Genomic DNA, 25,134 nt, shown 5'->3' with positions numbered 1-25,134 from the left:
CGATGAGGGAAGGGCGCTCCCGCCAGGCAGCCCGGGCTCACCCGGGACCACAGCGTGGTGGCGGCGGGTGAACTCTCCGGTGCGTGCCGGAGGCGACAGGGAGAACTCTGGACGACCACTGGACGCCAACTGCCCCCGGCACGACGAAGCCCCGCCCGGCGGTGCCGGGCGGGGCTTGGTGGTGCGCCATCAGGGACTCGAACCCCGAACCCGCTGATTAAGAGTCAGCTGCTCTGCCAATTGAGCTAATGGCGCTTGGTGGTGCATGGCCAGAGGACGCCCGCAGGCTCGCACCGGAGAGGTCCTCACGCGACGAGGTCCCCGCGGTACGGGGACCTCGTGCTGGTGCGCCATCAGGGACTCGAACCCCGAACCCGCTGATTAAGAGTCAGCTGCTCTGCCAATTGAGCTAATGGCGCTGGCGGTGAGAAACATTACCAGCCGCGTGGGGCTGCCGGGAAACCGTCGTGGCCGGTCAGGGCTGTGACCTCCGCGACAGGCCACGGCAGGGCCGCGACCGGTCGCCCGCGCGTCACCGGAACGCCTGGTGGCCGGTCAGGTGCCGGCCCAGGATCAGGGTGTGGACCTCGTCGGTGCCCTCGTAGGTGCGGACCGACTCGAGGTTCGCGGCGTGCCGCATCGGCGAGTGCTCCAGCGTGATGCCGTCGCCCCCGAGCACGGTGCGAGCGGTCCGGGCGACCTCGATCGCGGACCGCACGTTCGCGAGCTTGCCCGCCGAGATCATGTGCGGCTCCAGCCGCCCGGCGTCCTTCAGCCGCCCGAGCCGCAGCGCGAGGAGCTGCGCCCGCGACACCTCCAGGGCCATGTCGACGAGCTTCGCCTGCGTGAGCTGGAACGCCGCCAGAGGGCGGCCGAACTGGACCCGCTCCCCCGCGTGCCGCAGCGCGGCGCCGAGGCTGTCGCGCGCGGCACCCGTCGCGCCCCACGCGATGCCGTAGCGCGCCTCCGCCAGGCAGGCGAACGGCCCCGCCAGGCCGGGGTGCTCCGGCAGGATCGCGTCCGCGGGCAGCCGGACGTCGTCGAGCACGACGTCGCACTGGACCGACGCGCGCAGCGAGAGCTTCGGCTCGATCGGCGTCGCGGCGAACCCGGGCGTCGTCGTCGGGACGAGGAACCCGCGCACGCGGGGCCGGGCGTCGTCGTCCGGGTCGACGGCGCGCGCCCAGACCACTGCGACGTCCGCCACCGACGCCAGCCCGATCCAGCGCTTACGGCCCGACAGCACCCACGCGTCGCCGACGTGCGTCGCCGTCGTCGTCATCGAGGCGGGGTCGGAGCCGGCCCCGGGCTCGGTGAGCGCGAAGCAACCGATCGTCTCGCCCGCCGCCATCCCCGGCAGCCAGCGTTCCCGCTGCGCGGGCGACCCGTGCTTCGCGATCGCCGTCATCGCGAGCGAGCCCTGCACCGACACGAAGGTGCGGATGCCGGAGTCGCCCGCCTCGAGCTCCGCCATCGCCAGGCCGTACTCGACCGCCGACCGGCCCGCGCAGCCGTACCCGTGCAGGTGCATGCCGAGCAGCCCGGCCTCCGCGAGGCGGGGCACCAGGTCGAGCGGGAACACCCCGTCGGCGAACCAGCGCGCGACGTGGGGGCGGACGTGCTCGTCGACCAGCGCGCGCACCCGGTCTCGGGTCTCGCGCTCGGTCGGGCTCAGCTCGTCGTCGAGCGCCAGCAGGTCGAGGGGGTCCGCGGTTCGGGCGTCGTCGCCGGTCATGCGCCCACCGTAGCGACGGCGGGCAGGGTCGTCAGGCGGCCGTCAGAGGTACAGGCCGGTCGCGCCGCCCTCGTCCTCGGTCTCGGTGACGCCGTGCACGTCGCGCTCGCGCAGCAGCACGTAGTCGGTGCCGCCGAGGTCCACCTCGGCACGGTCCTCCGGGTCGTACAGGACGCGGTCGCCCACGGCGACCTGCCGCACGTGCTCGCCCTTCGCCACCACCTGGGCCCACGCGAGGCGCTTGGCCCCGGCCGCGGTCGCGGGGATCACGAGGCCCGCCGTCGACTGCCGCTCCGCCGAGTCGACCTCCGGCTGCACCAGCAGCCGGTCGTGCAGCATGCGGATGGGCAGCGGCTTGCTGTCGGGCGTGGAGCGGGGTGCGCGGTCGGTCACGGCTCCACGCTAGACGACGGCGGCGTTTAGGCTCGACGCCGAGCGCGCGCCCGCGACCGTCTCGCGAACCCGGTCGCCGCGCCCCGCACGTTCTCGACACCAAGGAGCACCCGTGACCCGTCTCGCCGTCGGCGACGCCGCCCCCACCCTCGAGCTGCCCGCCGTCCTGCCCGATCCCGCCGGCACCGGGCACACCACCGGCACGTTCTCGCTCGCCGACGCGCTCGCCGAGCCCGGCCGCCGGGGCGTCGTCGTGTACTTCTACCCCGCCGCGATGACGCCGGGCTGCACCACCGAGGCGTGCGACTTCCGCGACTCCCTCGCCTCGCTGCAGGGCGCCGGGTACGCCGTCGTCGGCGTCTCGCCCGACGGCGTCGACAAGCTCGCGAAGTTCGCCGAGCGCGACGCCCTGACGTTCCCCCTCCTGGCCGACACCGAGCACGAGGCCCTCGAGGCGTGGGGCGCCTGGGGCGAGAAGAAGAACTACGGCAAGACGTACGTGGGCGTCATCCGCTCCACCGTCGTCGTCGACCCCGACGGGAAGGTCGCCGTCGCGCAGTACAACGTCAAGGCGACCGGCCACGTCGCCCGGGTGCGCAAGACCCTCGGTCTGGACTGAGCGCCGCCGGGCGCCGCGTCCTCACCGTGCGAGCGCGGCGCCCGGGGACGGCACGGGCTTGCCGAGCCGGACGACGCCGTCCACGGCCCCGCCCTCGCGCGCGAACCCCTCGCTCTCGTAGAGGCGGAGGTTGCGCTCGCTGCGCGCGCCGGTGCTGAGCACCACCCGCTCGAGCCCCGGCTCGAGGTCGACCTGCGCACGGCGCAGCAGCCATCGGCCGACGCCGGCGCCGCGCAGGTCGGGGACGACGGCGAGGCGGCCCACGTGCACGGTGCCGTCGTCGTGCCGGGTGCGGACCATCCCGAGCAGCCGCCCGTCGCGCCACAGCCCGGTCGTGCGCCACTCGGTCAGCCAGCCACGCACGTCGTCGAGGCTCTCGTGCAGGGGCGCCAGCGCCAGGGTGTCGTTGGCGAGCGCCTCGTCGACCCAGCAGCAGCGCTGGAGCACCATCACCTCGGCGGCGTCGCCGGGCGTGAGGCGCCGGAGGTAGGAGCCGGGCACCGGCCCCTCGACGGCGTCGTCGTCCGCCGCCTCTCGCAGCGGACGCAGCGCCTGGGCCAGCCGGGCGACCTCGCCGAGCACCCGGGCCGCCGCACCGTCCCACCGCGCGTCGGGCCGGACCCGGCCGTCCACGACGGCGTCGCCGATCCGGAGCGCGACGGTCGCGCCGAGCGGCACGAGCCGCAGCGTGGTCACGACCTGCTTGGCGTGCTGGACGGAGCGGGTCCCGGCCGACGTGTTGCCGTAGCTGACGAAGCCGATCGGCTTCCAGGCCCACTCCCGGCCGAGGTAGTCCAGCGCGTTCTTGAGCGTGGCCGGCATGCCGAAGTTGTACTCCGGCGTCACCGCGACGACACCGTCCACCGAGTCCACCAGCGCGCTCCACTCCCGCGTGTGCCGATGCCGGTAGACGCCCGACGACGGATGCTCCTCCTCGTCGAGGAGCGGCAGGTCGAGCTCCCCCAGCGACACGGGGACCAGCTCGACGCCGAGGTCCTCCGCGAGCGGCGCGACGGTGCGGCCGAACCACTCCGCGACCGCCGGCCCGAGGGCCGTGGGCCGGGTGCTGCAGGTGAGGAGCATGACGCGCACCGAATTCGTTGACATGTCAATGAACCTAGGTCCTAGGATGATGACATGTCAACGACTTCGCGAGACCGACGGCCCGGGTCGGCCGCGCCCTGGCTCGACGAGGACCAGGAACGTGCCTGGCGGGCCTTCCGGCGGATGACGACCTCCGTCCGCGCGGACACCGCGCGGGATCTCGCCGGTACCGGCCTCTCCGAGCCCGACTACGAGGTGCTGAGCACGCTGGTCGAGCGACCGGGAACCACCAGCACGCTGCACGAGCAGGCCACGAAGATGGGCTGGTCGCGCAGCAGGCTGTCGCGGCACGCGAGTCGCATGGAGAGCCGGGGGCTCATCGCCCGGGCGCCCGACCCCGCGGACGGCCGGGGTTGCCTGCTCTCGCTCACGGCGACAGGTCGCGAGGCGCTGCGCGACGCGACGCCGACCCACCTGGAGTCCGTCCGCCGGCGGTTCGCCGACCGCCTCGACGCGGACGACCTGCGCGACCTGGTGCGGATCGCGGACAAGCTCGGCGACGAGCACGGGACGGCCGCTCCCCTCGGCGGCTGACCGCGACGGGAGGGCCCGGGTGCCGGAGACGGGGGTCGAACCCGCACGCCCTGAGGGCACGGCGATCTAAACGCCGCATGTCTGCCAATTCCATCACTCCGGCCGAGCGCCGGTCAGTCTAGGCGACGCACGACGGCCGCCCCGGGGATCCCGGGGCGGCCGTCGCGTGTGCTGCGGGTGGTGCGGCGATCAGGCCTGCGGCGAACCGTTGTTCGCGGCGGCGATCTGGGCGCGCACGTCGTCCATGTCGAGGCCCTTGACGGCCTCGACGACCTGCTTGAGCGCGGGCGCGGGCAGCGCGCCGGCCTGGTTGAAGACGAGCACGCCCTCGCGGAACGCCATGAGCGTCGGGATGGCGCTCACGCCCGCGGCGGCGGCGATGCGCTGGTGGGCCTCGGTGTCGAGCTTCGCGTGCACCACGTCCGTGTTCTCCTCGGACGAGGCCTCGAAGACGGGACCGAACTGCTTGCACGGGCCGCACCACTCGGCCCAGAAGTCGACCAGCACGATGTCGTTGTCGGTGACGGTCTTCTCGAACGTGTCGTCGGTGAGCTCGACGGTGGCCATGGGTGTCCTTCCGATGGGGGTCTCCTCGGCACAGCATCGGCGCCGCTCCCAGTATTCCCGCCGCGGCCTGCCCGCGCGCTGGCGCGCCGTCCGGGCTGGTAGAAACGACGTGTGACGGACACGGCCGAGTTTCCCCCCGACGACGAGTTCTACCGCGACGAGCCGCAGCCCGCGGGCTGGCTCAGCCCGGAGGACCTCGCCGCCGTGCGGGCACAGCTCCCGCTCGTCTACGTCGACGCCGTGCCCGTGCGCGTGGACGACTCCGGCGACGTGGTCGCCGTCGGGCTGCTGCTGCGCGTCACCCCGCTCGGCACGATGACGCGGGCCCTCGTCTCCGGTCGCGTGCTCTACCACGAGCGGGTGCGCGACGCGCTGCTGCGACACATCGAGAAGGACCTCGGCCCGGTCGCGCTGCCGCAGGTCCCGCCGTCGCCCCAGCCGTTCACGGTCGCGGAGTACTTCCCCACCCCCGGCATCACGCCGTACCACGACCCCCGCCAGCACGCCGTGTCCCTGGCCTACGTCGTCCCGGTGACAGGCGACTGCCGCCCGCAGCAGGACGCGCTGGACCTCGCGTGGCTCACCCCCGAGGAGGCGTGCAGCGACACCGTGCAGGCGGAGATGATCCACGGCCAGGGCACGATCGTGAAGCAGGCGATGGCCTGGGTGGGACGACTGTCGTGAACCGGCGGGCGGCGTCGGTCGGTCACCTGCTCGTCGCCGTCCCCGCTCTCGGCGGTGTCCTCATGGAGCTCGTCATCGCCGTGGTCGACGGGCCGGGCGCCGCGGGCACCACGGCCGAGCGGCTCGTGCGGCTGTTCTCCTACTTCACGATCCTGTCGAACGTCGGCATCGGCGTCGTGTCCGTGCTCCTCGCGCTCGACCCGGCCCGCGACGGCCGCCTGCTGCGCGTCGCCCGTCTCGACGCCCTGCTGTGCATCGTCGTCACCGGCATCGTCTACAACACCGTCCTGGCGGGGACGGTGCCGGGCCTCACGCAGGCGGGCCAGCTGTCCAACGTGCTGCTGCACCTGGCGTCTCCCGCGCTCGCGGTGGTCGTGTGGCTGCTCGCCGGCCCGCGGCCGCGGGTCGACGCGCGCACCGTGGGCTGGTCCGTCGTCGGGCCGCTCGCGTGGATCGCCTACACGTTCGTGCGGGGCGCCGTCGTCGGCTGGTACCCGTACCCGTTCCTCGACGTCGGCGAGCTGGGCCTGGCCCGCGCCCTGGTCAACGCCGGGCTCGTCGCCGCGATGTTCCTCCTGCTCGCGCTCGCCGCGCTCTGGGCGGACCGGCGACTGCCCGCCGCACCGGTCACGCGATGAGTTCCCGGCCCCGCGTCGGCGAGGCGCCAACCGGGCGTCAGGAGCCGAGGTCGAGCACCGGCCAGTCCGCGAGGTCGGCACGCATGCGCCGGTCGTGGGTGGCGACGACGACGGCGGCGGGGGTGGCGACCAGGGCCCGGGTCAGCTCGTCCACGAGGTCCACGGACAGGTGGTTGGTCGGCTCGTCGAGCAGGAGCAGGTGCGGCGCGTGCAGCAGCGCCCGCGCGACCTCGAACCGGCGCCGCTGCCCGGCCGACAGCTCCGCGAGCGGCCGCTCGAGGTCCTCCTCGCTCAGCAGCCCGAGCGCCGCCACGGGCACGACGTGCTCCGGGTCCAGCTCGCCGCGCTCCAGCAGGCCCAGCGCCTCGGCCGCGTAGGCGTCGAAGCCCGTCGGCGCCGCGCCGTCGTCCGTCGTCGTCCCGGCGAGGCCCTCCGGCGCCGTCGCCTCCTGGACGACGACGCCCAGCCTCGCGCCCGGCGTGACCGACCGGGTGCCGCGGGCCAGCGGTACCCGGCCCGCGAGCGCCGCGAGCAGCGTCGACTTGCCCGACCCGTTGGGGCCGACGACCAGCAGGCGACCCGACGGCGGCACCGCGACGCGCGTGCCTGGCAGGTCGACGCGGACGGTGCCCGCCCGGTCGCCGTCCTCCGCCACGACCCGCGGGGACCGGAGCTCGACGAGCGGGTCGCCCGGGTCCCAGCCGGGCGACATCGACGGCAGGTCCGGGAACGCGAGGCGCGCGGGCGGCACGGGGACCTCGACGGCCTCGGCCTCGAGCTTCTCGATCAGCCGGTCGGCGGCCTTGACGTGGATGCGGGCGCGCGTGGCGCGGCGGTGCTTCTGCGACCCCTTGGGTGGCCGCCACTCGTCCGACAGCCCCTCGTACGACGCGTCCAGCCGCTCGGCGAGCACCCGGGCGCGCTCCTGCTCCGCGCGGTAGCGCTGCCGCCACCGGTGCAGCGCCTGGTTCTTCGCGAACCGGTACGCGAGGTAGCCCGGCTGCCCGTACAGCACCGGCTTGCCGTCCATCGACGGGTCGAGGTCGAGGATGGCGGTGGCCACGTCGTCGAGCAGCTCGCGGTCGTGCGTCACGACCACCACGCCGCCGCGCCAGGCGACCAGCTCGCCGGTGAGGAACTCGATCGCGGAGTCGTCGAGGTGGTTGGTGGGCTCGTCCAGCAGCAGCAGGTCGGCCCGCTCCGCGAGCCGGCACGCGAGGCGCACCCGGTACCGCTGACCCACGGACAGGGTGTCGAGGCGCCGGTCGGGGTCGCGCACCGCGCCGAGACGGGTGAGCGCGACGTCGACGCGCCGGTCCGCGTCCCACGCGGCCAGGTGCTCGGCGCGCGCCAGGAGCCCGGACAGCCGCCGCAGGTCGCCCGTCTCGTGGTCGAAGCCCGCGGCCTCCTTCTCGATCTCGGCGGCGAGCGCGCGCAGGTCGGCGAGCGTGCGCCGCACGAGGTCGCCCACGGTCTCCCCCGCCGAGGTCGCGAGCTCCTGCTCCACCAGCGCGACGCTCCCCTTGCGCCGGAGCTCGCCGCGCGCGGGCTTGAGGCCGCCGGCCAGGAGGTGCAGCAGCGTCGACTTGCCGGACCCGTTCTCCCCCACCACGCCGAGACGGGTGCCGTCGGAGACGCGCAGGCTCACGCCGTCGAGCACCGGGCGGCCGGGATAGGCGAACGCGAGGTCCGTGGCGGTGAGCTGCACCGGACAACCCTACGTGCGGCTCGCATAGGGTGGCCGCATGACTTCCCCCGCTTCCGAGGCCGTGCTGCGCGCCGACGGCCGCACGCCCGACCAGCTCCGCCCCGTGACCATCACGCGTGGTTGGACCGAGAACGCCGAGGGCTCCGTGCTGGTGGAGTTCGGCAAGACCCGCGTGCTGTGCACGGCGTCGTTCACCGAGGGCGTGCCGCGCTGGAAGAAGGGCTCCGGCGAGGGCTGGGTGACCGCCGAGTACGCGATGCTCCCCCGCGCCACCAACGACCGCAGCCAGCGCGAGTCCGTCAAGGGCAAGATCGGCGGCCGCACGCACGAGATCTCCCGGCTCATCGGCCGCGCGCTGCGCGCCGTCGTCGACGTGACCGCGCTCGGCGAGAACACGATCGTCCTCGACTGCGACGTGCTGCAGGCCGACGGCGGCACCCGCACCGCGGCCATCACGGGCGCGTACGTCGCGCTCGCCGACGCCGTCGCGTGGGGCACCCGCCACGGCCACGTCACCGGCGGCAAGAAGGTCCTCACGGACTCCGTCGCGGCCGTGAGCGTCGGCATCATCGACGGCACCCCGATGCTCGACCTGCCCTACGTCGAGGACGTGCGGGCCGAGACGGACATGAACGTCGTGACGACGGGCTCGGGCACGTTCGTCGAGGTGCAGGGCACCGCGGAGCACGCGCCGTTCGACCGCGCCGAGCTCGACGCCCTCCTCGACCTCGCCGTCGCGGGCACGGCCGACCTCACCGAGATCCAGCGCGCCGCGCTGGCGCAGGAGCTGTGACGATGGCCGACGCGACCCCGGACGCGACCACCGGCGTGACGGTCCCCGCCGGCGCCCGCCTCGTGCTGGCCACGCACAACCGCGGCAAGCTCGTGGAGCTGCGCGCCATCCTGCGCGACCAGCCCGGCCTGGACGCCCTGCCCGACGACGCCGTGGTGACGGCGGGCGAGCTCGGCGCCCCGGAGCCCGTGGAGGACGGCGTGTCGTTCGTCGAGAACGCGCTCATCAAGGCGCGCGCCCTGGCCCGCGCGACCGGGCTGCCCGCCGTCGCGGACGACTCCGGCCTGAGCGTGGACGTCATGGGCGGCGCGCCCGGCATCTTCTCCGCCCGCTGGTCGGGCCGGCACGGCGACGACGAGGCGAACCTCCGCCTCCTCCTCGACCAGCTCGCCGACGTGCACGACGAGCACCGCGCGGCGGCGTTCGTCTGCGCGGCCGCGCTCGTGACCCCGGACGGCCGCGAGGAGGTGTGCCTCGGCGAGATGCCCGGCACCCTGGTGCGCGCCCCGCGCGGGAGCCACGGCTTCGGCTACGACCCGATCCACGTGCCCGTCGAGCAGGCCCCGGCCGCCGACGGCACGCCCGGCACGCGCACGTCGTCCGAGCTCACCCCGGCGGAGAAGAACGCCATCAGCCACCGCGGCAAGGCGTTCCGCGCCCTCGCCCCGGCGGTCGCCGAAGCCCTCGGCTGACGAGATCGCCGACTAGATCAACGAGTGGTGCGACGGCGGGCGGCGAGGGACGCGAGGGCGCGCCAGCCCAGCATGGTCACGCCCAGGAAGACGGCGGTGACGACCGCGAACGCCGTCTCGACGCCGCCGATGCCGAGCACGGGCCGCAGCACCAGGCCCAGCACGACGGTGGCGAACCACACGGCCACGCCGGTGGGCCACACCTGCGCGGGGGCGCGCCAGGCGCGCGTCGCGAGCCAGCCGACGGCGAGCCCCACGACGAACGGCAGCCCGACGAGCGCGACGTGCCCGACACCCGCGGTGTCGTGGTTGAGCGTGCCCACCACGGTGAACACGAGCACGCACACGAGGTCGCAGACGGCGGCGGGCCAGGCGGGCCGGGTCGCCGGCGACGTCGGGGAGGCGGGGGCGGAGGCGTCGTTCACGGCCCCGAGATTACCGCTCACAGCTCGTGCACCCCGCCGGCCGTCGCCACCGCGACGGGACCGTCGTACGCCGACCGGGCCTCGGCCACGGCGACGTCCGGCGCGTTCCACACCGGCAGGTGCGTGAGCAGCAGGCTCCGCACCCCGGCGGCCGCGGCGGCCTCGCCCGCCCGCCGGCCGGTGAGGTGGATGCCGCGCTCGACGGCGTCGTCGCGCCCCTCCTGGAACGCCGCCTCGCACAGGAAGAGGTCCGCCCCGCGGGCGCCGGCGACCAGGCCGTCGCACGCGTCCGTGTCGCCGGAGTAGACGAGCGTGACCCGCTCCCCCGGGCGCACCGACGACGGCCCCGTCACGCGGATGCCGTACGCCTCGACCGGGTGGTACACCGCGAAGGGCTCCAGCTCGAACGGTCCGACGTGCACCGCGACGCCGGGCCGCCAGGCGCGCACGTCGTACTCGCCGTCCATCGACTCGCCGGGCGCGAGGCCGTACATCGCCGCGGCCCGGTCCGCCGTCGTGCTCGGCCCGAGCACGGGCAGCCGCCGCCCGACGCCGGTGCGGGTGCCGCCCCGCTCCGGGTGGTAGCGCAGGTACACGTACAGCCCGGACAGGTCCGCGCAGTGGTCGGGGTGCAGGTGGGACAACGCGACGGCGTCCAGGTCGAGCGGGTCGACGTGGCGCTGCAGGGCGCCGAGCGCCCCGTTGCCGAGGTCGAGCAGCACGTTCCAGTCCCGCTCGCCGTCGTGCGCCTGCAGGAGGTAGGCGGACGCGGGCGACGCCGGCCCCGGGAACGACCCCGAGACCCCCACGGTGACGAGCCTCATGCGGCCTCCACCAGGGTCACCTCCGGCCCCAGGAACCGGCGCGCGAGCCGCTCGAACGGCTCGGGCTCCCCGGTGGCGAGGAACCGGTGCACCGGAGCGGGCGCGTCGGGCGAGCGTTCGAGGCCGTGCTGCACGAGGTTGCGGTACACGTCCTTGGCCGTCTCCTCGGCGCTGGAGACCAGCGTGACGTCCTCGCCCATCACGTAGGAGACGGCGCCCGCCAGCAGCGGGTAGTGCGTGCAGCCGAGGACGAGCGTGTCGACGCCCGCGGCCTTCACCGGGTCGAGGTAGCGGTGGGCCACCTCCAGCACCTCCGGGCCCGAGGTCAGCCCGCGCTCCACGAGCGGCACGAAGTCCGGGCACGCCTGCGTGGTGATCTCCAGCCCCGGCGTCACGTGGAACGCGTCGTCGTACGCCCGCGAGTCGATGGTGGTCTTGGTGCCGATGACGCCGATGCGCCCCGTCCTCGACGTGAGCACCGCGCGCCGGGCGGCGGGCCGGATCACCTCGACGACGGGGATGCCGCGCCGCACGGTGTACCGCTCGCGGGCGTCGGGCAGCGCCACCGCGGTGGCGGAGTTGCAGGCGATGACCAGCATCTTCACGCCCTCGTCGACGAGCCGGTCCATCACCGCGAGCGCCATCGCGCGCACGGCGGCGAGCGGCTTCGGCCCGTACGGGCTGTTCGCCGTGTCCCCCAGGTAGAGCACCTGCTCGTGGGGAAGCTGGTCGAGGATGGAGCGCGCGACGGTCAGCCCGCCGACGCCGCTGTCGAAGATCCCGATGGGGGCGTCGTTCACGCGAGGAAGCCTAGTCGCGACGGACCGTCACGACCCCGGGGAGTGAGCGGCGACACGGCGTGGCGCCCGCCACAGCGACGCCCCGGCCTGCGGTGACGCGCCGGCCGGCACGCCGGCGCGGCCGGCGTCGCGCGGTCAGTCCCGCGCGCGCCCGGCCCTCAGGTCCGCGAGCATCTCGTCGACCAGCGACTCCTGCGCGAACCCCGCGGCCACGAACACCCCGCCCCAGTACCGCCGCTCCCGGCCGGACAGCCCGACCCGCTCCCAGCCGGCGTACTCGTCCGGGGCGTCGTCGGCGTCGTCCGGGTCGTCGTCGGTGTCGTCGGTCTCGTCGTCCTCGGTGTCGTCGTCGATGCCGGCCAGGACGTCGTCGTGCAGGGACTCGACGTCCGCGTCGTCGACCAGCCCCAGCCGCTCGGCGAGGACGAGCCGCACGTCGGTCAGCGCGCCCGCGAAGTCCTGCGCCGACTCGCGCGGCACGACGAGCTCCGCCCCGTCCCGCGGGTCGTCCGGGAGCACGTCCGGGGAGTCGATCGCGTCGGCGAACGCGACGAGGCGGGCCACCTTCCCGGCCGCCAGGTCCGTCTGCGTCAGGTGCCGGAACTCGGCGGCGACGTCGGCATCCTCCTGGTGCGCGTCGGGCAGCAGGCGCTGCACCGCCGGGTCCTGCGGCACCCGTGCGACGCCGGTGAACGCGACGCCGTCGCCGACCTCGATGCCCGGCTCCAGCCCCGACTCCGCGCGCACCAGCTCGGCGACGTCCCGCGCGACCCTCCCGAGCACCTCGCGCTCGACGTCGTCCCACCGGGCGACGTAGCCCGCCGGCGCGGACCGGAACGGCGTCATGCCGCGCCTCCGTCGGTCGTACCGCCGTCGGACGAGCCCGACTGCCGCAGCGTGGCCCACAGCCCGAACCCGTGCATCGCCTGCACGTCCACCTCCATCCGCTCGCGCGGGCCCGACGACACGACGGCGCGCCCGTCGTGGTGCACCTGCAGCATCAGCTTCTGCGCCTTCGCCGGCGGGTAGCCGAAGTAGCTCTCGAAGACGTAGCTCACGTACGACATGAGGTTCACCGGGTCGTTCCACACGATCGTCACCCACGGGTCCGCGACGGCCGTCGCAGCGTCCGACCGCGTCTCGCGCTCCACCTCGGTCGCCGCGGCTGCCGTCGTCACGGCACTCCTCGCGGCCGTCGTCGCGGAGATCGCCGCGCGCGTCGTCGTCTGCCCGTTCACCCGCCCACCCTAGGCACAGCCGACCGGCGGTCGTCGACCGTCCGACTGGCGGGCCTCGCCCTGCCGGACCAGCGCAGGAGCCCTACCGTGTCCCCATGACCGACGAGCCCCGGGGCGGCGCCGCCCCGTCGCTGCAGGCCGTGCCGGCCGCCCCGCTCCCGTCCGTCCGCCCCTCGGTCGCCCTCCTCACCGACCGGTACGAGCTGACGATGCTGCAGGCGGCCCTCGCGGACGGCACCGCGCACCGGCACTGCGTCTTCGAGGTGTTCACGCGGAGGCTGCCCGCCGGCCGGCGGTACGGCGTGCTCGCGGGCACGGGACGCATCCTCGAGGCGCTCGCCCACTTCCGATTCGGCGACGCCGAGCTCGCGTACCTCGAACGCGCCGGCGTCGTCGACGACCGGACCCTCGACTTCCTGCGCGGCTACCGCTTCACGGGGTCGATCCAGGGCTACGCGGAGGGCGAGATCTTCTTCCCGGGCTCGCCGGTGCTGCAGGTCGAGGGCACGTTCGCCGAGGCGGTGCTGCTCGAGACGCTGATCCTGTCGATCCTCAACTACGACTCGGCCATCGCGTCCGCCGCGTCGCGGATGACCAGCGCCGCCGTGGACCGCCCGGTGCTCGAGATGGGCTCCCGGCGCGCCCACGAGCAGGCCGCCGTCGCAGCCGCGCGCGCCGCCGTCGTCGGCGGCTTCACGGGCACGTCGAACCTCGAGGCGGGCATGCGGTACGGGCTCGACACCATCGGCACCGCGGCGCACGCGTTCACGCTCCTGCACGACGACGAGCGCTCGGCCTTCGACTCGCAGATCGCGTCGCTCGGGTCGGGCACCACCCTGCTGGTCGACACCTACGACGTGCGGCGCGGCGTCGAGAACGCGATCGCCGCGGGCGGCACGTCGCTCGGCGCGGTCCGCCTCGACTCGGGCGACCTCGGCGTCCTCGCCGTCGAGGTGCGACGCCAGCTCGACGACCTGGGGGCCACCGGCACGAAGATCGTCGTGACGTCCGACCTCGACGAGCACGCGATCGCCGGGCTCGCGGCGATGCCCGTGGACGTCTACGGCGTCGGGACGTCGCTCGTCACCGGCTCCGGCGCACCCACCTGCGGCATGGTCTACAAGCTCGTCGCCCGTGCCGACCCCTCCGGCGTGCTGCAGCCCGTGGCGAAGGCGTCCGCGCACAAGACGAGCCAGGGCGGCCGCAAGGGGGCGGCGCGCCGCTACGGGCCCGACGGGCGCGCCGTCGAAGAAGTCCTCGTCACGGGTCCGGACGACCTGGTCGTGGCCTGGTCCCCCGAGGACGGCGGCTCCCTGCACGGGGAGCAGACCGACGAGCCCGCCGACGGCGAGCGCCCCGACCTGCGCAGCCTCCTCGTGCCGCTCGTCGTGGACGGCGCCGTCGACTCGCGCTGGGTGGGCGCCTACGGCGTGCAGAACGCGGCCCGCCACCACCTCCAGGCCCGCGCGGAGCTGCCGCGCGGCGGCCGACGGCTCTCGGCCGGCGACCCCGCGATCCCGACGGTCGAGCTCAGTCTCGGCTGACGGCAGATGCGGAGGCCGGCTCCCGGTCGCCGTCCTCCGACTCGCCCTGCGCGACGTGCGGGTGCCGACGCTCGAGCGAGGCGCCCTCGACGTCCACGTCCGGCAGGATGCGGTCCAGCCGGCGCGGCAGCCACCACGCGGCGTCGCCCAGCAGGTGCATGAGCGCCGGAACCACGAGCATCCGCACGACGAACGCGTCCACGAGGACGCCGAACGCGAGCGCGAAACCGATCGACCGGATCATCGCGTCCTCGGCGAAGACGAACCCGCCGAACACGGAGATCATGATGATCGCCGCCGCCGTGACCACCGAGCGGCCGGCGCGGAAGCCCTGCGCGACGGCGAGGCGCGCGGACGCGCCGTGGGCGTACGCCTCCCGCATGCCCGAGCCGAGGAACAGCATGTAGTCCATGGCCAGGCCGAAGAGGATGCCGACGAGGATCGTGGGCAGGAAGTTCAGGATCGGCCCGGGCTGGTGGACCCCGAAGACGTCGGCGAGCCAGCCCCACTGGTAGATGGCCACGACGCCGCCGAGGGCCGCGAAGTACGACAGCACGAACCCGAGGGTCGCGATGACCGGCACCAGGATCGACCGGAACACGACGACGAGGATCAGCAACGACAGCCCGATGACCACGCCGAGGTAGAGCGGCAACGCGTCGGACAGCTTCTCCGAGATGTCGATGTTGCCCGACGCCGCCCCGGCGACGCCGATCTGGACGTCGCCCGTCACGGACGCGTCGCCCGCGCCCTGCACGTCGACGGCGAGCGGCGACAGGCCGCGCAGGGTGTGCACGAGCTGCTCGGTGGACGCGCTCGTCGGCCCCTCGGCCGGCACCACCTGGAACGCGAGCGTCCAGCCGTCCTCCGACGTCCCCGCCGGCGCGACCGCGACGACGTCGTCCTGCGCGGCGAGCTGCTGGGCGAGCGCGAGCTGGGTCGCGACCTCCGTGTCCTCGGTGACCGCGTCCGGAACGTCCGCGACCACGAGCAGCGGCCCGTTCACACCGGCGCCGAACTTGTCGGCGACCGTCGTGTACGCCGCGTAGGACGTGGAGTCCTCGGGGGCCGAGGACCCGTCCGGCAGGTTGGTCCGCAGGTCGAGCGCCGGGACGGCGACGACGCCGAGCATCGCGACGCCGAGCACCACACGGCCCACCGCGACGGAGGTCCGCATCGGATTCACCGGCTTCGCGGACCGCGCCGCCGCGTGTCCGGCGTCGTGCGCGTGCGTGGCCCTGCCGTCCGACGGGTCGGACGCCGCCAGGCGCGCCCGCTCCTTGCGGCTGAGGATCCGCATGCCGATGGCCGACAGCAGCGCCGGGGTGAGCGTCACCGCGACCAGCACGGCGACCGCGACCGAGGCCGCGCCGACGGTGCCCATGAGGCCGAGGAACGGGATGCCGGTGACGTTCAGCGCGAGCAGGGCGATGACCACCGTCGCGCCTGCGAACACGACGGCGTTGCCCGACGTGCCGTTGGCGAGCGCCACCGACTCGCGGACCTCGTACCCGTCCTTGAGCTGGTGGCGATGGCGGTTGACGATGAACAGCGCGTAGTCGATGCCGACGGCGAGGCCGAGCATGAGGCCGAGCACCGGCGTCACGGACGACATCTGCACGACGCCCGAGAACGCCAGGGCGCCCATCGCCGCGACCCCGACGCCGACGAGCGCGGTGAGCAGCGGCAGGCCCGCGCCGATGAAGGTGCCGAGCATGATGACGAGCACGACGGCCGCGACGACGAGGCCGACGACCTCGCCCGGACCCACGACCGACGGCGTCTCCTGCGCGATGTCGGACCCGAGCTCCACGCCCACCCCGTCGACGTCCGCCACCCCGTCCTCGATGGCGCCGATGACGGCGTCCTTGGTCTCCTGGGGGACGGACATCAGGTCGTCGGTGAACATCACCGTGGCCACTGCGGTGGAGCCGTCGTCGGACACCAGCGTGATCCCCGAGGCGAGCTCGAGCAGCTCCTTGCCCTGGTCGAGCCGGGCGGCCTGCTCGTCGAGCTCGGCGGCGCCGTCCTCGAGCTCCGCAGCCTTCTCGTCGAGGGTGTCCTGCTGCGTGCCGAGCTCTGCGAGGCCGGCGTCGAGCTGCTCCTGCTGGGCGTCGAGCTGCGGGGCGGCGAGCTCGACCTGGCCGGCGGCCTCCGCCTGCGCACGGGCGTCGTCGAGCTGGTCCTGACCGGCCTCGAGCTGGGCGCGGGCGTCGTCGAGCTGCTGCTGACCCGCCGCGAGCTGGTCCCGGCCGGCCGCGAGCCGGTCGCGCCCGTCCGCGATCTGCTGCTCGCCGTCGGCGAGCTGGTCGGCCTGCTCCTGCCGGTCCGCCTCGGTGGTGAACGGGTCGACGGCACCCTGGACGCCGTCGAGATCGGTCACCCCGGTGAGGACCTCGCCCAGGGCCTTCTCCTGGTCGGCGGTGAACTCGGCGCCGTCGTCCGTGCTCAGCACGACGGTCCCGGCCCCGCCCGCGGCCTCGGGCAGCTCGTCGGCGAGGTGGTCGGTGACCTCCTGCGTCGGCGTGCCGGGGATCGTGAAGCTGTCGCTCAGCGTCCCGGCCCCGGCGGCGAACCCCGCACCGGCGAGCGCGAGGACGGCGATCCATGCGGCGAACACGGTCTTGGTGCGCCGGGACGCGAAGCGTCCGAGGCGGTAGAGCAGCTCAGCCATGATGTCCTTCCGGAGCGTGCGTGGGGGCTGCCGGCGCAGCGTCGAGCCGGAGGATCAGGTCGGACCAGACCGCGCGTGCGCGGTGGCCGGTGGCGCCACCGGTGGTGGTGTACCAGTGGTGGCTGAGCACGACGAGGCCGCTGGTGACGCGGGCGACCTCGAGCTCGACGTCGACGGGGTCGACACCCGGGTGGCGGCGGCGCAGGTCGGCGGTCAGCGACAGCCCGACGTCGGCCACCGCGCGCAGGATCAGCACCGTCTGGTGCGGAGGGACTGCCGCCTCGGCCGGCAGGCCGAGCCCTCGCGCGAGCGACGCCATCGGGCCGACCAGGTCGGCCCGGCGGACGGCGGCGACCAGGTCCGCACGCACGGCCGCGAGCGGCGCTCCGGCCTGCGCGGGGACGGGCGCGGCGACGAGGGCCTCGTGGATGCTCGCGAACGCGTCGGCGGCGACCGCGGCGATCACGTCGTCGAGCGACTCGAAGTGGTTGAAGACGGTGCGGCGGGCCACGTCGGCCCGGGACGCGAGGTCGTCGACCGAGAAGGCGAGGCCACCGGTCTCGTCCATGAGAGCCGCGGCACCGTCGACGATCGCCCGGCGGGTGCGCGCCTTGGCGGCGGCCCTGCGGTCCGGCGTGGGGTCGGGTGCGGGGTTCGCGGTCGGCGGGGGCACGACTCGAACCCTACAGTGCACTCAGTGCATCAATGCACTGAGTGCACTGTGAGGTGCGCCCTGCTCCCGGCGTCGCTCAGCGTCGTCCGACGAACCAGCCGCGCACCATCTCGACGCGTGCGGTGAGCTGGTCGGCGGTGGCCAGCGGCACCTCGGGCCCGCCGCACCGGCGACGCAGCTCGTTGTGCACGGAGCCGTGCGGCGTGCTGCTCTTGCGCGCCCAGGCGGACACCAGCTTGGACAGCTCCTTGCGCAGGTCGGCGGCGCGGCGGTGCTCGGCCTCCGACTGCTCGAGCGCCGCCTCCGACGCCGTGGCGCCGCCCCGCCCGCGCACCTGCTGCGCCTGCCGCTGCCGCAGCAGGGTGGTGACCTGGTCCGCCTCGAGGAGGCCCGGCAGGCCGAGGAAGTCCAGCTCCTCGGCGGAACCGACGTCCGCCCCCGTGCCGAACTCGCCGCCGTCGAACAGCACCCGGTCGAACGAGGCCTGCGCCTCGAGCGCCTCGAAGGAGCCGAGGAGCTCCCCCGACGCCTTCTCCTCCTTGTTCGCCGCCGCGAGCAGCGCGGCCTCGGGGTCGTACTCGATCCCCTGCTCCTCGGCCGTCTTCGGGCGGTCGAGCGCGTGGTCGCGCTCGAGCTCCATGCCGTTGGCCAGCTCGAGCAGCAGCGGCACGCTCGGCAGGAAGACCGACGCCGTCTCGCCGCGCTTGCGGGCGCGCACGAACCGGCCCACGGCCTGCGCGAAGAACAGGGGCGTCGAGGTGCTCGTGGCGTAGACGCCGACGGCGAGCCGCGGCACGTCCACACCCTCGGACACCATCCGCACGGCGACCATCCAGCGCGAGTCGCCCTGCGCGAACTCGTCGATGCGGGCGCTCGCGCCGTCGTCGTCCGACAGGACGACGGTCGGGCTCTGGCCGGTGAGCCGGGCCAGGTGGCCGGCGTACGCGCGGGCGTCCGTCTGGTCCGTCGCGATGACCAGGCCGCCGGCGTCGGGGACGGCACGACGCATCTCGGTGAGCCGCTTGTCCGCGCCCGCGAGGACGGACGGGATCCACTCGCCGTTCGGGTCCAGCGCGGTGCGCCAGGCCTGGGCGTGCATGTCCTTCGTCATCGCCTCGCCGAGGCGTGCGCTGACCTCGTCGCCCGCCTTCGTGCGCCAGCGCATGTTGCCCGAGTACGTCATGAACAGCACCGGCCGCACGACGTGGTCGCGCAGCGCGTCGCCGTAGCCGTACGTGTAGTCCGCCTTGGAGCGGCGGATGCCCTCGCGGTCCTCCTCGTACGTGACGAACGGGATCGGCGCCGTGTCCGACCGGAAGGGCGTGCCCGTCAGGGCGAGGCGCTTGGTCGCGTCCTCGAACGCCTCCCGGACGGCCTCGCCCCAGCTCAGCGCGTCTCCGCCGTGGTGCACCTCGTCGAGGATGACGAGGGTGCGCGCCGCATCGGTGCGCGCGCGGTGCATAGTCGGCTTGGCGGCGACCTGGGCGTACGTGAGGGCGACGCCGTCGTAGTGCGAGCCGTGCCGACCCTGGCTGTTCTTGAAGGAGGGGTCGATGCGGATGCCGACGCGCGCGGCGGCGTCCGCCCACTGGTGCTTGAGGTGCTCGGTGGGCGCGACGACGGTCACGCGGCGCACGACCCCCGCCTCGAGCAGCTCGGTGGCGACGCGCAGCGCGAACGTCGTCTTGCCGGCGCCGGGGGTCGCGACGGCGAGGAAGTCGCGCGGGTCACGCCTGCGGTACAGCTCGAGCGCCTCGGCCTGCCAGGCACGCAGGTTGGACGCGGTGCCCCACGGCGCGCGGCGCGGGAACGCCGGGCTGAGGTGGGACGCCGCCGACGACGACGGCGACTGCGGCAGCGGCTTGGCCGCCGGTTCCGCAGCCGCGGCGAAGAGGTCGAAACCGTCGTGATCGGGGGTGGACTCGGGCTCGTTCAGCGGCTGCGCGCTCACTTGCCGGAGTCGCCCTCGCCGCCCTCGCCGTCCTGCGGGTCGCGGAGGCCGTCGTAGATCTCCTTGCAGACCGGGCACACCGGGAACTTCGACGGGTCACGACCCGGCACCCACACCTTGCCGCAGAGCGCGATCACGGGCTTGCCCGACAGGGCCGACTCCATGATCTTCTCCTTGCGCACGTAGTGCGCGAAGCGCTCGTGGTCGCCCGGCTCCGCAGCCTGCTCGCGGGTGTCGGGGCGCTCCAGCACGCTGGTGCCGGCCCCGGTGTCCTGCGAGGGGTCGGCGGGCGGGGTGGAGAGGGGATCGCTCATGCCGGGCAGTCTACGACCCACCCCCCGACGCTCCCCCGCCTCGCCGGCCCTCGTGCCGCGGATCCGGGCACGGATCACAGGCCCTGCCAGTCCGGCTTGGACGCGAACGTCTGGCGGTAGTAGTCGCCGAGCTGCAGCCGGGAGGCCGCCGCGTCGTCGACCAGCACCGTCGCGTGCGGGTGCAGCTGCATGACGGTGCCCGGCCACATCGCGGAGATCGGACCCTCCACGAGCTGGTGCACCGCCTCCGCCTTCTGCCGGCCCGTGGCCAGCAGCACCAGGTGCCGCGCCTGCATGATCGTGCCCAGCCCCTGGGTGAGGCAGTGGGTGGGCACCTGGTCCACGTCGTCGCCGAAGAACCGCGCGTTGTCCACCCGCGTCTGCGCCGTCAACGTCTTGATCCGCGTGCGCGACGCGAGCGACGAGCCCGGCTCGTTGAACGCGATGTGCCCGTCCGTGCCGATCCCCAGAAGCTGCAGGTCCACCCCGCCCGCGTCCGCGATCGCCCGCTCGTACGCCGCGCACGCCGCCGGGATGTCGTCGGCCAGACCGTCCGGCCCGGACACCTGGTCCGCCGGCCACTCGACCCGGGAGGCGATCTCCGTCTCGATCACGTTGCGGTACCGCTGCGGGTGCGCCGCGTCCAGGCCCACGTACTCGTCCAGCATGAAGCCCCGGGCGTCGGCGAACGACAGCCCGTCCTCGCGGTGGCGACGCGCGAGCTCGTCGTACACCCTCAGCGGGCTCGATCCCGTCGCCAGCCCCAGCACGGTGGCCGGGTCGCGCCGCAACAACGCCTCGATCGCGTCGGCCGCCAGCACGGCCAGCTCCTCGGCGGGGGCGATCACGACTTCCATGGGGGCTCCAGTCTCTCGGGTACGGGATCGGGTCCATCATCCCGTCGTCGTGCCGTCATCGTGCCGGCATCGTGCCGGCATCGTGCCGGCATCGTGCGTGGTCCGCGCCGCTCCACGCGGACGGGTCAGTCCTCGGCCGCCGCGGGCGCGTTGAGCATCGGCGTGAGGCGGGCGTCGAACTCCTGCGCGAGGGTCGCGACGTCACCGCCGTCGGCGATGCGGCCGAACAGGTCCTCGTACACCCCGGCGTCCTCGATCGAGGCCCACCCGGGCGCAGGCGGGGTGAGCTTCGACGCGGCGGCCGTGCGGACCATGAGGCGGCCGTACCTGTCGCCCTTCATGAGCTCCTGGGCGTCCTCGTTCGCGGGCCCGAGCCCGGCCGCGGCGAGCTTCTCCTGGTACTCGTCGGAGAAGACGACGCGCAGCACGTCCTCGGCCAGCTCGGGGCTCGGCGACGTGGCCGAGACCGCGATGTTCGAGCCGCCCGCGAAGACGGGGGCCAGGCCGCCGTCCAGACCGGGCAGGGCGAAGATGCCGAACGTGTCGGTGTCCTTCATCCCGTCGCGCACCAGCTCGCCCTCGTCGTTGCGCACGAGGTGGCCGATCGACCACCGCGCCCACGCGGGAGCCATGATCGTGGCGGCGGCGGGCGGCGCCTCCTCGACGCCGTCGTTGAGGAAGTCCCAGTACTCGACGTCCTTCTCCGTGGACGGCAGGTACGACGCGTTCTCGTACACGTCCTGCCACATCTCGAGGCCCTCGACGGTCTTCGGGTCGGACAGGGTCGAGACCCAGCCGTCGCCCTCCTTCACCGCGAGGTCCCCGCCGGCGGCGAACACCCAGGAGATGCCGTTGCGCCAGTCCTGGCCGCCCATCGCGAACCCGGCGTGGTCGTCGTCCGTGAGCGCCTTGACGGACTCGCCGAACTCGGCCAGCGTCGACGGCTTCTCGAGCCCCGCCGCGCCCCACACGTCCTTGCGGTAGAAGACGTACCGCGAGCCGAAGTAGTACGGCAGCGCGTAGTGGCGGCCGTCCACCGACCCCGCGTCGACGAACGACTGCAGCAGCTTGTCGCCGCCCAGCTCGTCGTACAGCTCCGGCGAGATCTCGCGGAACGCACCCGTGGTGGTGAACGTCGGCGACTGCGTGTTGCCGATCTCGACGACGTCCGGCGTGGTCGCCGGGTCCTCCAGCGCCTCCGTGAGGTTGGCGACGAGGTCGCCCCACTCCTGCTGCTCGATCGTGAGGGTCGCGCCCGGGTGATCGTCCTCGAACTTCTGCACGAGGTACTCGCGGAGCTCGGGCGTGGTGTCCTCGCCGACCAGCCACATCGTGAGGTCCGTGTCCGGCGCCGCGGGCTCCGCCCCCGTGCCGAGCGCGGAGCAACCGGTCAGCGCGACCGTGAGCAGGCCCGCGGTCACGGCCCCGGTCAGGGACCCGGCCCGGCGCGCGGTCACGACGCCACCCCGTTCAGCGGGGCACGGCCGGCGACCGTCCGTCCCACGACGGCGGCGCCGACGGCGCCCACGGGCACGCGGCCCGGGGCGAGCCGGACGCGGTCCGCGAGGCGCAGCGAGCTGAGGAACCCGGAGTCCCGCGACTCGCGGACCAGCGCGGCGCGCACCGCGTCGAGGAGCGGCTCCCCGAGCTGCGCGACGCCACCGCCGAGCACCACGTGCCGCACGTCGACCGTGAGGACCAGCATGCGTACGGCCGCCGCCACGGCGGAGGCGTAGACGTCGCGCGCCTCGACCGCCCCGGGGACGCCGCGCTCGGCCGCCTCGAACAGCTCCACCGGCGCGGGGCGGCCGGTCCGGGCCGGCCACAGCCGGGCGACGGCCGTCCCGGACGCGTACAGCTCGAGGCAGCCCCGCTGCCCGCACGGGCACACCGGGCCGGCCGGGTCGACCGGCACGTGACCGATCTCCCCGGCCGCGCCGCCGAAGCCGCGCCGCAGCTCGCCGTCGAGCACGAGGCCCGCGGCCAGGCCGGTGCCGAGCGCGAGGAACGCGAGGTCGACGCCCGCGCGGGGCGTGCCCGCCGCGGCCGCCTCCAGGTGCGCGGCACCGAGCGCCGCCACGTTGAGGTCGTTCTCCAGCCCGACGGGGATGCCGCCGAGCTCGTCGCCCAGCAGCCGGGCGAGCGCCAGCGGCGAGGCGTCCACGCCCACGTTCACCGCGTGCCGCACGGTCCCGGCGGCCGGGTCGACGAGGCCGGGCATGCCCACGCCCACGCCGACGACGTCCGCGACGTCGACGCCGGCCTGCCGCGCGACGCCGCGCACGGCGCGGGCCGCGCCCGCGACGACCCCTGCCGGGCCGCGCTCGGTGGCCAGCCGGGCCTGCGCCACGGTGGCGCCGGCCGCGTCCAGCAGGACGGCGAGGGTCTTGGTGCCGCCGATGTCGAGCCCGACCGTGGGGCCTGTGCGGCCTGGCGGGTTCAGGGGGTTCAGGGGTGTGGCGTCGTCCACGTCAGCCCTTCACCGCCCCGGAGACCAGCCCGGACGTCATCCGGCCCTGCACGAAGAGGAAGAAGACGATCACCGGCACCGCGATGAGGGTCGAGGCCGCCATGACCTCGCCCCAGTCGATGCCGCGGTTCGCCGACGCCGACAGGAAGCTGCGCAGCCAGATCGGCAGCGTCTGCCGGTCCTCGGCGGGCAGGATCACGAGCGCCGTCGTGAACTCGTTCCACGCCTGCAGGAACGCGTACACGCCCGAGGCGACGAGGCCCGGCGCGAGCAGCGGGAACGTGATCCGCAGGAACGCCTTGGTCCGCGAGAGGCCGTCGACCATGGCCGCCTCCTCGAGCTCGGCCGGGATGCCGGCGACGAAGCCCCGCAGCATCCAGATCGTGAACGGCACCAGCATCGCCGTGTACAGGATCGAGATGCCGAGCACCGAGTTGAGGCCGAGCACGGGCGTGCTCGCCCCCACCGTCGAGAGCATCTTGTACTGCGCGATGAACAGGCCCTCGGCGGGCAGCATCTGGATGAACAGCACGGCCAGGACGAAGCTCGTGCGGCCGCGGAAGCGCCAGCGGCTGATGGCCAGCGCGGCGAGGAACGCGAACGCGAGGACGAGCACGATCGTCACACCCGTGATCATCAGGCTCATGCGCAGGGCACCGCCGAAGCCGGAGCCCGTCAGGACGCTGGTGAAGTTCGCGAGCGTGAAGTGGGTGGGCAGGAAGCTCGGCGTGCTCGCCTTGAGGCGCGCGGCCGGGGTGACGGCCGACAGCAGCATCCAGTAGACGGGGAACGCCCACACGAGGGACAGGACGATGCCCAGGACGCCCAGCAGGATCTTGCCGACCCGCGGTCGGGGGCGGCGCACCGCCTGGCCGGCGTCGCGCACGACGGGCGTGGCGGCGGGCCGCGCAGTCTCGGTCCCGGTCTCGGTCGCGGCGCTCACGCGGCGTCCTCCTTCATGAGGCTGCGCACGTACGGCGCGGCGAGCAGCACCGTGAGCAGCAGGACGAAGATCGAGACGGCGGCGGCGCCGGAGAAGTCCTGGCTGCCGATGCCGAGCTCGTAGATGAAGTTGCCCAGCAGGTTCGTCTCGGAGATCGGGGCGCCGGCGTCCTGCAGCAGGCGGATCTGCGCGAACACCCGCAGGTCCCAGATGATCTGCAGCAGCAGCACGATGGCGAGCACCGGGCGCACCAGCGGCAGCAGGATGTGGCGCAGGATCTGCGCGGGCCGCGCGCCGTCGAGCCGCGCGGCCTCGAGGACCTCCTCGGAGACCTGCGTGAGGCCGGCGTACAGCGACATCGCCACGAACGGCACCGACATCCACACGATGACCAGGGTCGCGACGACGAAGAACGTCAGCGGCTGCGCGAGCCAGGCGTAACCCTGGTACTGGTCGAGGCCGATCTGCACGAGCAGCCAGTTGACGACGCCGGAGCGGTAGTCGAAGAGCCACCGGAAGACGGTCACCGCGGCCACGAGCGGGGTCGCCCAGGCCAGCAGGAGCACGATCTGCAGCGTGATGCGCACGGCGGCGTGCACGGCCTTCATCAGCAGCGCCAGCCCGAGGCCGATCGCCACCGTGAGGAACGCGTTCACGAGGCAGAAGAGGATCGAACGTCCCACGACGGTCCAGAGCCGGTCGTCGGAGAAGATCCGCGCGTAGTTGTCCAGCCCGGCGAAGGTGGGGGGCGCGCCGAACTGCTGCATCATCCCGTATTCCTGCAGCGAGGTCACGACCTGCCAGTACACGGGGTACCCGAGACCGACGAGCAGGATCAGCACCGCGGGGAGCAGCAGGAGGTAGGGGGTGGCCGGCTGGCGCCGACGGCGGATCGCGATGGTGGACGCGGGTGTCGCGGTGGTCATGCGGTCCTCCTTCCCGGTGGTCGTGGAT

Annotated in this window: 26 protein-coding genes and 3 tRNA genes; 7 read left to right on the top strand and 22 right to left on the bottom strand. The window is 74.2% G+C overall.

Annotation, left to right across the window (positions count from 1 at the left end; genetic code table 11):
• Positions 1-179: 179 nt before the first annotated feature.
• From ACFQ8E_RS06530 to ACFQ8E_RS06515, 4 genes are all read right to left on the bottom strand, one after another.
• Positions 180-255: transfer RNA gene (locus ACFQ8E_RS06530), tRNA-Lys, on the bottom strand.
• 88 nt (positions 256-343) lie between these two features.
• A tRNA-Lys gene (locus ACFQ8E_RS06525) sits at positions 344-419 on the bottom strand.
• 113 nt (positions 420-532) lie between these two features.
• Entirely contained in the window at positions 533-1,735 is a 1,203-nt protein-coding gene (locus tag ACFQ8E_RS06520; protein ID WP_430549766.1) for an acyl-CoA dehydrogenase family protein, read from the bottom strand.
• A gap of 42 nt (positions 1,736-1,777) precedes the next feature.
• The gene (locus ACFQ8E_RS06515; protein WP_429762689.1) at positions 1,778-2,074 is read right to left on the bottom strand and encodes a GroES family chaperonin; all 297 of its coding nucleotides are present in this window, start codon (positions 2,072-2,074) and stop codon (positions 1,778-1,780) included.
• A gap of 166 nt (positions 2,075-2,240) precedes the next feature.
• On the opposite strand from ACFQ8E_RS06515, the gene ACFQ8E_RS06510 reads away from it, so the two are divergent.
• Positions 2,241-2,747: a peroxiredoxin gene (locus ACFQ8E_RS06510; protein WP_430549765.1), complete on the top strand. Its 507-nt coding sequence runs from the start codon at positions 2,241-2,243 to the stop codon at positions 2,745-2,747.
• Positions 2,748-2,768: 21 nt separating this feature from the next.
• Here ACFQ8E_RS06510 and ACFQ8E_RS06505 read toward each other — a convergent pair whose 3' ends face one another.
• On the bottom strand, positions 2,769-3,854 hold the full coding sequence (locus ACFQ8E_RS06505; RefSeq protein WP_430549764.1) for a GNAT family N-acetyltransferase: 1,086 nt from the start codon (positions 3,852-3,854) through the stop codon (positions 2,769-2,771).
• 30 nt (positions 3,855-3,884) lie between these two features.
• Between ACFQ8E_RS06505 and ACFQ8E_RS06500 the strand changes: the two genes are divergently transcribed.
• Positions 3,885-4,385: a MarR family winged helix-turn-helix transcriptional regulator gene (locus ACFQ8E_RS06500; protein ID WP_430549763.1), complete on the top strand. Its 501-nt coding sequence runs from the start codon at positions 3,885-3,887 to the stop codon at positions 4,383-4,385.
• A gap of 20 nt (positions 4,386-4,405) precedes the next feature.
• On the opposite strand, the gene ACFQ8E_RS06495 is transcribed toward ACFQ8E_RS06500, so the two are convergent.
• Both ACFQ8E_RS06495 and trxA read right to left on the bottom strand, forming a co-directional pair.
• Positions 4,406-4,488, bottom strand: a tRNA-Leu gene (locus ACFQ8E_RS06495).
• Positions 4,489-4,574: 86 nt separating this feature from the next.
• Positions 4,575-4,952, bottom strand: a complete 378-nt coding sequence (trxA, locus tag ACFQ8E_RS06490) for a thioredoxin (protein WP_430549762.1) — start codon at positions 4,950-4,952, stop codon at positions 4,575-4,577.
• 111 nt (positions 4,953-5,063) lie between these two features.
• On the opposite strand from trxA, the gene ACFQ8E_RS06485 reads away from it, so the two are divergent.
• Positions 5,064-5,636 carry an NUDIX hydrolase family protein gene (locus tag ACFQ8E_RS06485; RefSeq protein WP_430549761.1) on the top strand — a complete coding sequence of 191 codons (573 nt, stop codon included), beginning with the start codon at positions 5,064-5,066 and terminating at the stop codon, positions 5,634-5,636.
• Positions 5,633-6,274 carry a Pr6Pr family membrane protein gene (locus ACFQ8E_RS06480; RefSeq protein WP_430549760.1) on the top strand — a complete coding sequence of 214 codons (642 nt, stop codon included), beginning with the start codon at positions 5,633-5,635 and terminating at the stop codon, positions 6,272-6,274. The genes ACFQ8E_RS06485 and ACFQ8E_RS06480 overlap by 4 nt, the downstream gene beginning before the upstream one ends.
• 37 nt (positions 6,275-6,311) lie before the next feature.
• Here ACFQ8E_RS06480 and ACFQ8E_RS06475 read toward each other — a convergent pair whose 3' ends face one another.
• Entirely contained in the window at positions 6,312-7,982 is a 1,671-nt protein-coding gene (locus ACFQ8E_RS06475) for an ATP-binding cassette domain-containing protein (RefSeq protein ID WP_430549759.1), read from the bottom strand.
• Between the two features lie 37 nt (positions 7,983-8,019).
• On the opposite strand from ACFQ8E_RS06475, the gene rph reads away from it, so the two are divergent.
• Both rph and rdgB read left to right on the top strand, forming a co-directional pair.
• Positions 8,020-8,775: a ribonuclease PH gene (gene rph / locus ACFQ8E_RS06470; RefSeq protein WP_430549758.1), complete on the top strand. Its 756-nt coding sequence runs from the start codon at positions 8,020-8,022 to the stop codon at positions 8,773-8,775.
• Between the two features lie 2 nt (positions 8,776-8,777).
• Entirely contained in the window at positions 8,778-9,467 is a 690-nt protein-coding gene (gene rdgB, locus ACFQ8E_RS06465) for an RdgB/HAM1 family non-canonical purine NTP pyrophosphatase (protein WP_430549757.1), read from the top strand.
• 17 nt (positions 9,468-9,484) lie between these two features.
• Here rdgB and ACFQ8E_RS06460 read toward each other — a convergent pair whose 3' ends face one another.
• From ACFQ8E_RS06460 to clpS, 5 genes are all read right to left on the bottom strand, one after another.
• Complete coding sequence (locus ACFQ8E_RS06460; RefSeq protein ID WP_430549756.1) at positions 9,485-9,892, bottom strand: DUF3054 domain-containing protein; 408 nt, start codon at positions 9,890-9,892, stop codon at positions 9,485-9,487.
• 17 nt (positions 9,893-9,909) lie between these two features.
• On the bottom strand, positions 9,910-10,716 hold the full coding sequence (locus ACFQ8E_RS06455; protein ID WP_430549755.1) for an MBL fold metallo-hydrolase: 807 nt from the start codon (positions 10,714-10,716) through the stop codon (positions 9,910-9,912).
• Positions 10,713-11,516 (bottom strand): glutamate racemase, encoded by an 804-nt coding sequence (gene murI, locus ACFQ8E_RS06450; protein WP_430549754.1) that lies wholly within the window; start codon positions 11,514-11,516, stop codon positions 10,713-10,715. Before murI ends, ACFQ8E_RS06455 begins: the two co-directional genes overlap by 4 nt.
• 135 nt (positions 11,517-11,651) lie before the next feature.
• Positions 11,652-12,362, bottom strand: coding sequence for a DUF2017 family protein (locus ACFQ8E_RS06445; RefSeq protein ID WP_430549753.1), 711 nt, complete (start codon positions 12,360-12,362; stop codon positions 11,652-11,654).
• Complete coding sequence (gene clpS / locus ACFQ8E_RS06440) at positions 12,359-12,694, bottom strand: ATP-dependent Clp protease adapter ClpS (protein WP_430549940.1); 336 nt, start codon at positions 12,692-12,694, stop codon at positions 12,359-12,361. The genes ACFQ8E_RS06445 and clpS overlap by 4 nt, the downstream gene beginning before the upstream one ends.
• Before the next feature lie 155 nt (positions 12,695-12,849).
• Between clpS and ACFQ8E_RS06435 the strand changes: the two genes are divergently transcribed.
• Positions 12,850-14,298, top strand: a complete 1,449-nt coding sequence (locus tag ACFQ8E_RS06435; protein WP_430549752.1) for a nicotinate phosphoribosyltransferase — start codon at positions 12,850-12,852, stop codon at positions 14,296-14,298.
• Here ACFQ8E_RS06435 and ACFQ8E_RS06430 read toward each other — a convergent pair.
• From ACFQ8E_RS06430 to ACFQ8E_RS06390, 9 genes are all read right to left on the bottom strand, one after another.
• Positions 14,285-16,972 carry an MMPL family transporter gene (locus ACFQ8E_RS06430; RefSeq protein WP_430549751.1) on the bottom strand — a complete coding sequence of 896 codons (2,688 nt, stop codon included), beginning with the start codon at positions 16,970-16,972 and terminating at the stop codon, positions 14,285-14,287. The genes ACFQ8E_RS06435 and ACFQ8E_RS06430 overlap by 14 nt on opposite strands.
• Positions 16,965-17,645 carry a TetR family transcriptional regulator gene (locus ACFQ8E_RS06425; protein WP_430549750.1) on the bottom strand — a complete coding sequence of 227 codons (681 nt, stop codon included), beginning with the start codon at positions 17,643-17,645 and terminating at the stop codon, positions 16,965-16,967. Before ACFQ8E_RS06425 ends, ACFQ8E_RS06430 begins: the two co-directional genes overlap by 8 nt.
• A 76-nt stretch (positions 17,646-17,721) precedes the next feature.
• A complete protein-coding gene (locus ACFQ8E_RS06420; protein ID WP_430549939.1) occupies positions 17,722-19,503 on the bottom strand; it encodes a DEAD/DEAH box helicase in 1,782 nt (593 codons plus the stop codon).
• An 89-nt stretch (positions 19,504-19,592) separates the two neighbouring features.
• Positions 19,593-19,910 (bottom strand): DUF3039 domain-containing protein, encoded by a 318-nt coding sequence (locus ACFQ8E_RS06415; RefSeq protein WP_380244530.1) that lies wholly within the window; start codon positions 19,908-19,910, stop codon positions 19,593-19,595.
• Between the two features lie 74 nt (positions 19,911-19,984).
• On the bottom strand, positions 19,985-20,767 hold the full coding sequence (gene nagB, locus ACFQ8E_RS06410) for a glucosamine-6-phosphate deaminase (protein WP_430549749.1): 783 nt from the start codon (positions 20,765-20,767) through the stop codon (positions 19,985-19,987).
• A 125-nt stretch (positions 20,768-20,892) separates the two neighbouring features.
• The gene (locus ACFQ8E_RS06405) at positions 20,893-22,224 is read right to left on the bottom strand and encodes an extracellular solute-binding protein (RefSeq protein WP_430549748.1); all 1,332 of its coding nucleotides are present in this window, start codon (positions 22,222-22,224) and stop codon (positions 20,893-20,895) included.
• On the bottom strand, positions 22,221-23,237 hold the full coding sequence (locus ACFQ8E_RS06400) for an ROK family protein (RefSeq protein WP_430549747.1): 1,017 nt from the start codon (positions 23,235-23,237) through the stop codon (positions 22,221-22,223). The genes ACFQ8E_RS06405 and ACFQ8E_RS06400 overlap by 4 nt, the downstream gene beginning before the upstream one ends.
• 1 nt (position 23,238) lies before the next feature.
• Positions 23,239-24,180 (bottom strand): carbohydrate ABC transporter permease, encoded by a 942-nt coding sequence (locus ACFQ8E_RS06395; protein ID WP_430549746.1) that lies wholly within the window; start codon positions 24,178-24,180, stop codon positions 23,239-23,241.
• On the bottom strand, positions 24,177-25,106 hold the full coding sequence (locus ACFQ8E_RS06390) for a carbohydrate ABC transporter permease (RefSeq protein ID WP_430546895.1): 930 nt from the start codon (positions 25,104-25,106) through the stop codon (positions 24,177-24,179). The genes ACFQ8E_RS06395 and ACFQ8E_RS06390 overlap by 4 nt, the downstream gene beginning before the upstream one ends.
• Positions 25,107-25,134 lie beyond the last annotated feature (28 nt).

Origin of the sequence: Isoptericola sp. NPDC056573, from assembly GCF_042793335.1 — a bacterium.
Lineage (GTDB): Bacteria > Actinomycetota > Actinomycetes > Actinomycetales > Cellulomonadaceae > Isoptericola.
Note: the sequence above shows the minus strand (reverse complement) of the source record. Positions and strands in the feature narration are given on the sequence as shown.

Bases quoted from the DNA above. Each gene is read 5' to 3' on its own strand.
- ACFQ8E_RS06520 (WP_430549766.1), bottom strand. From the start codon at position 1,735: ATGACCGGCGACGACGCCCGAACCGCGGACCCCCTCGACCTGCTGGCG.
- ACFQ8E_RS06515 (WP_429762689.1), bottom strand. From the start codon at position 2,074: ATGCTGCACGACCGGCTGCTGGTGCAGCCGGAGGTCGACTCGGCGGAG.
- ACFQ8E_RS06505 (WP_430549764.1), bottom strand. From the start codon at position 3,854: ATGTCAACGAATTCGGTGCGCGTCATGCTCCTCACCTGCAGCACCCGG.
- ACFQ8E_RS06500 (WP_430549763.1), top strand. From the start codon at position 3,885: ATGTCAACGACTTCGCGAGACCGACGGCCCGGGTCGGCCGCGCCCTGG.
- trxA (WP_430549762.1), bottom strand. From the start codon at position 4,952: ATGGCCACCGTCGAGCTCACCGACGACACGTTCGAGAAGACCGTCACC.
- rph (WP_430549758.1), top strand. From the start codon at position 8,020: ATGACTTCCCCCGCTTCCGAGGCCGTGCTGCGCGCCGACGGCCGCACG.
- rdgB (WP_430549757.1), top strand. From the start codon at position 8,778: ATGGCCGACGCGACCCCGGACGCGACCACCGGCGTGACGGTCCCCGCC.
- ACFQ8E_RS06455 (WP_430549755.1), bottom strand. From the start codon at position 10,716: ATGAGGCTCGTCACCGTGGGGGTCTCGGGGTCGTTCCCGGGGCCGGCG.
- ACFQ8E_RS06445 (WP_430549753.1), bottom strand. From the start codon at position 12,362: ATGACGCCGTTCCGGTCCGCGCCGGCGGGCTACGTCGCCCGGTGGGAC.
- ACFQ8E_RS06435 (WP_430549752.1), top strand. From the start codon at position 12,850: ATGACCGACGAGCCCCGGGGCGGCGCCGCCCCGTCGCTGCAGGCCGTG.
- ACFQ8E_RS06430 (WP_430549751.1), bottom strand. From the start codon at position 16,972: ATGGCTGAGCTGCTCTACCGCCTCGGACGCTTCGCGTCCCGGCGCACC.
- ACFQ8E_RS06415 (WP_380244530.1), bottom strand. From the start codon at position 19,910: ATGAGCGATCCCCTCTCCACCCCGCCCGCCGACCCCTCGCAGGACACC.
- nagB (WP_430549749.1), bottom strand. From the start codon at position 20,767: ATGGAAGTCGTGATCGCCCCCGCCGAGGAGCTGGCCGTGCTGGCGGCC.
- ACFQ8E_RS06390 (WP_430546895.1), bottom strand. From the start codon at position 25,106: ATGACCACCGCGACACCCGCGTCCACCATCGCGATCCGCCGTCGGCGC.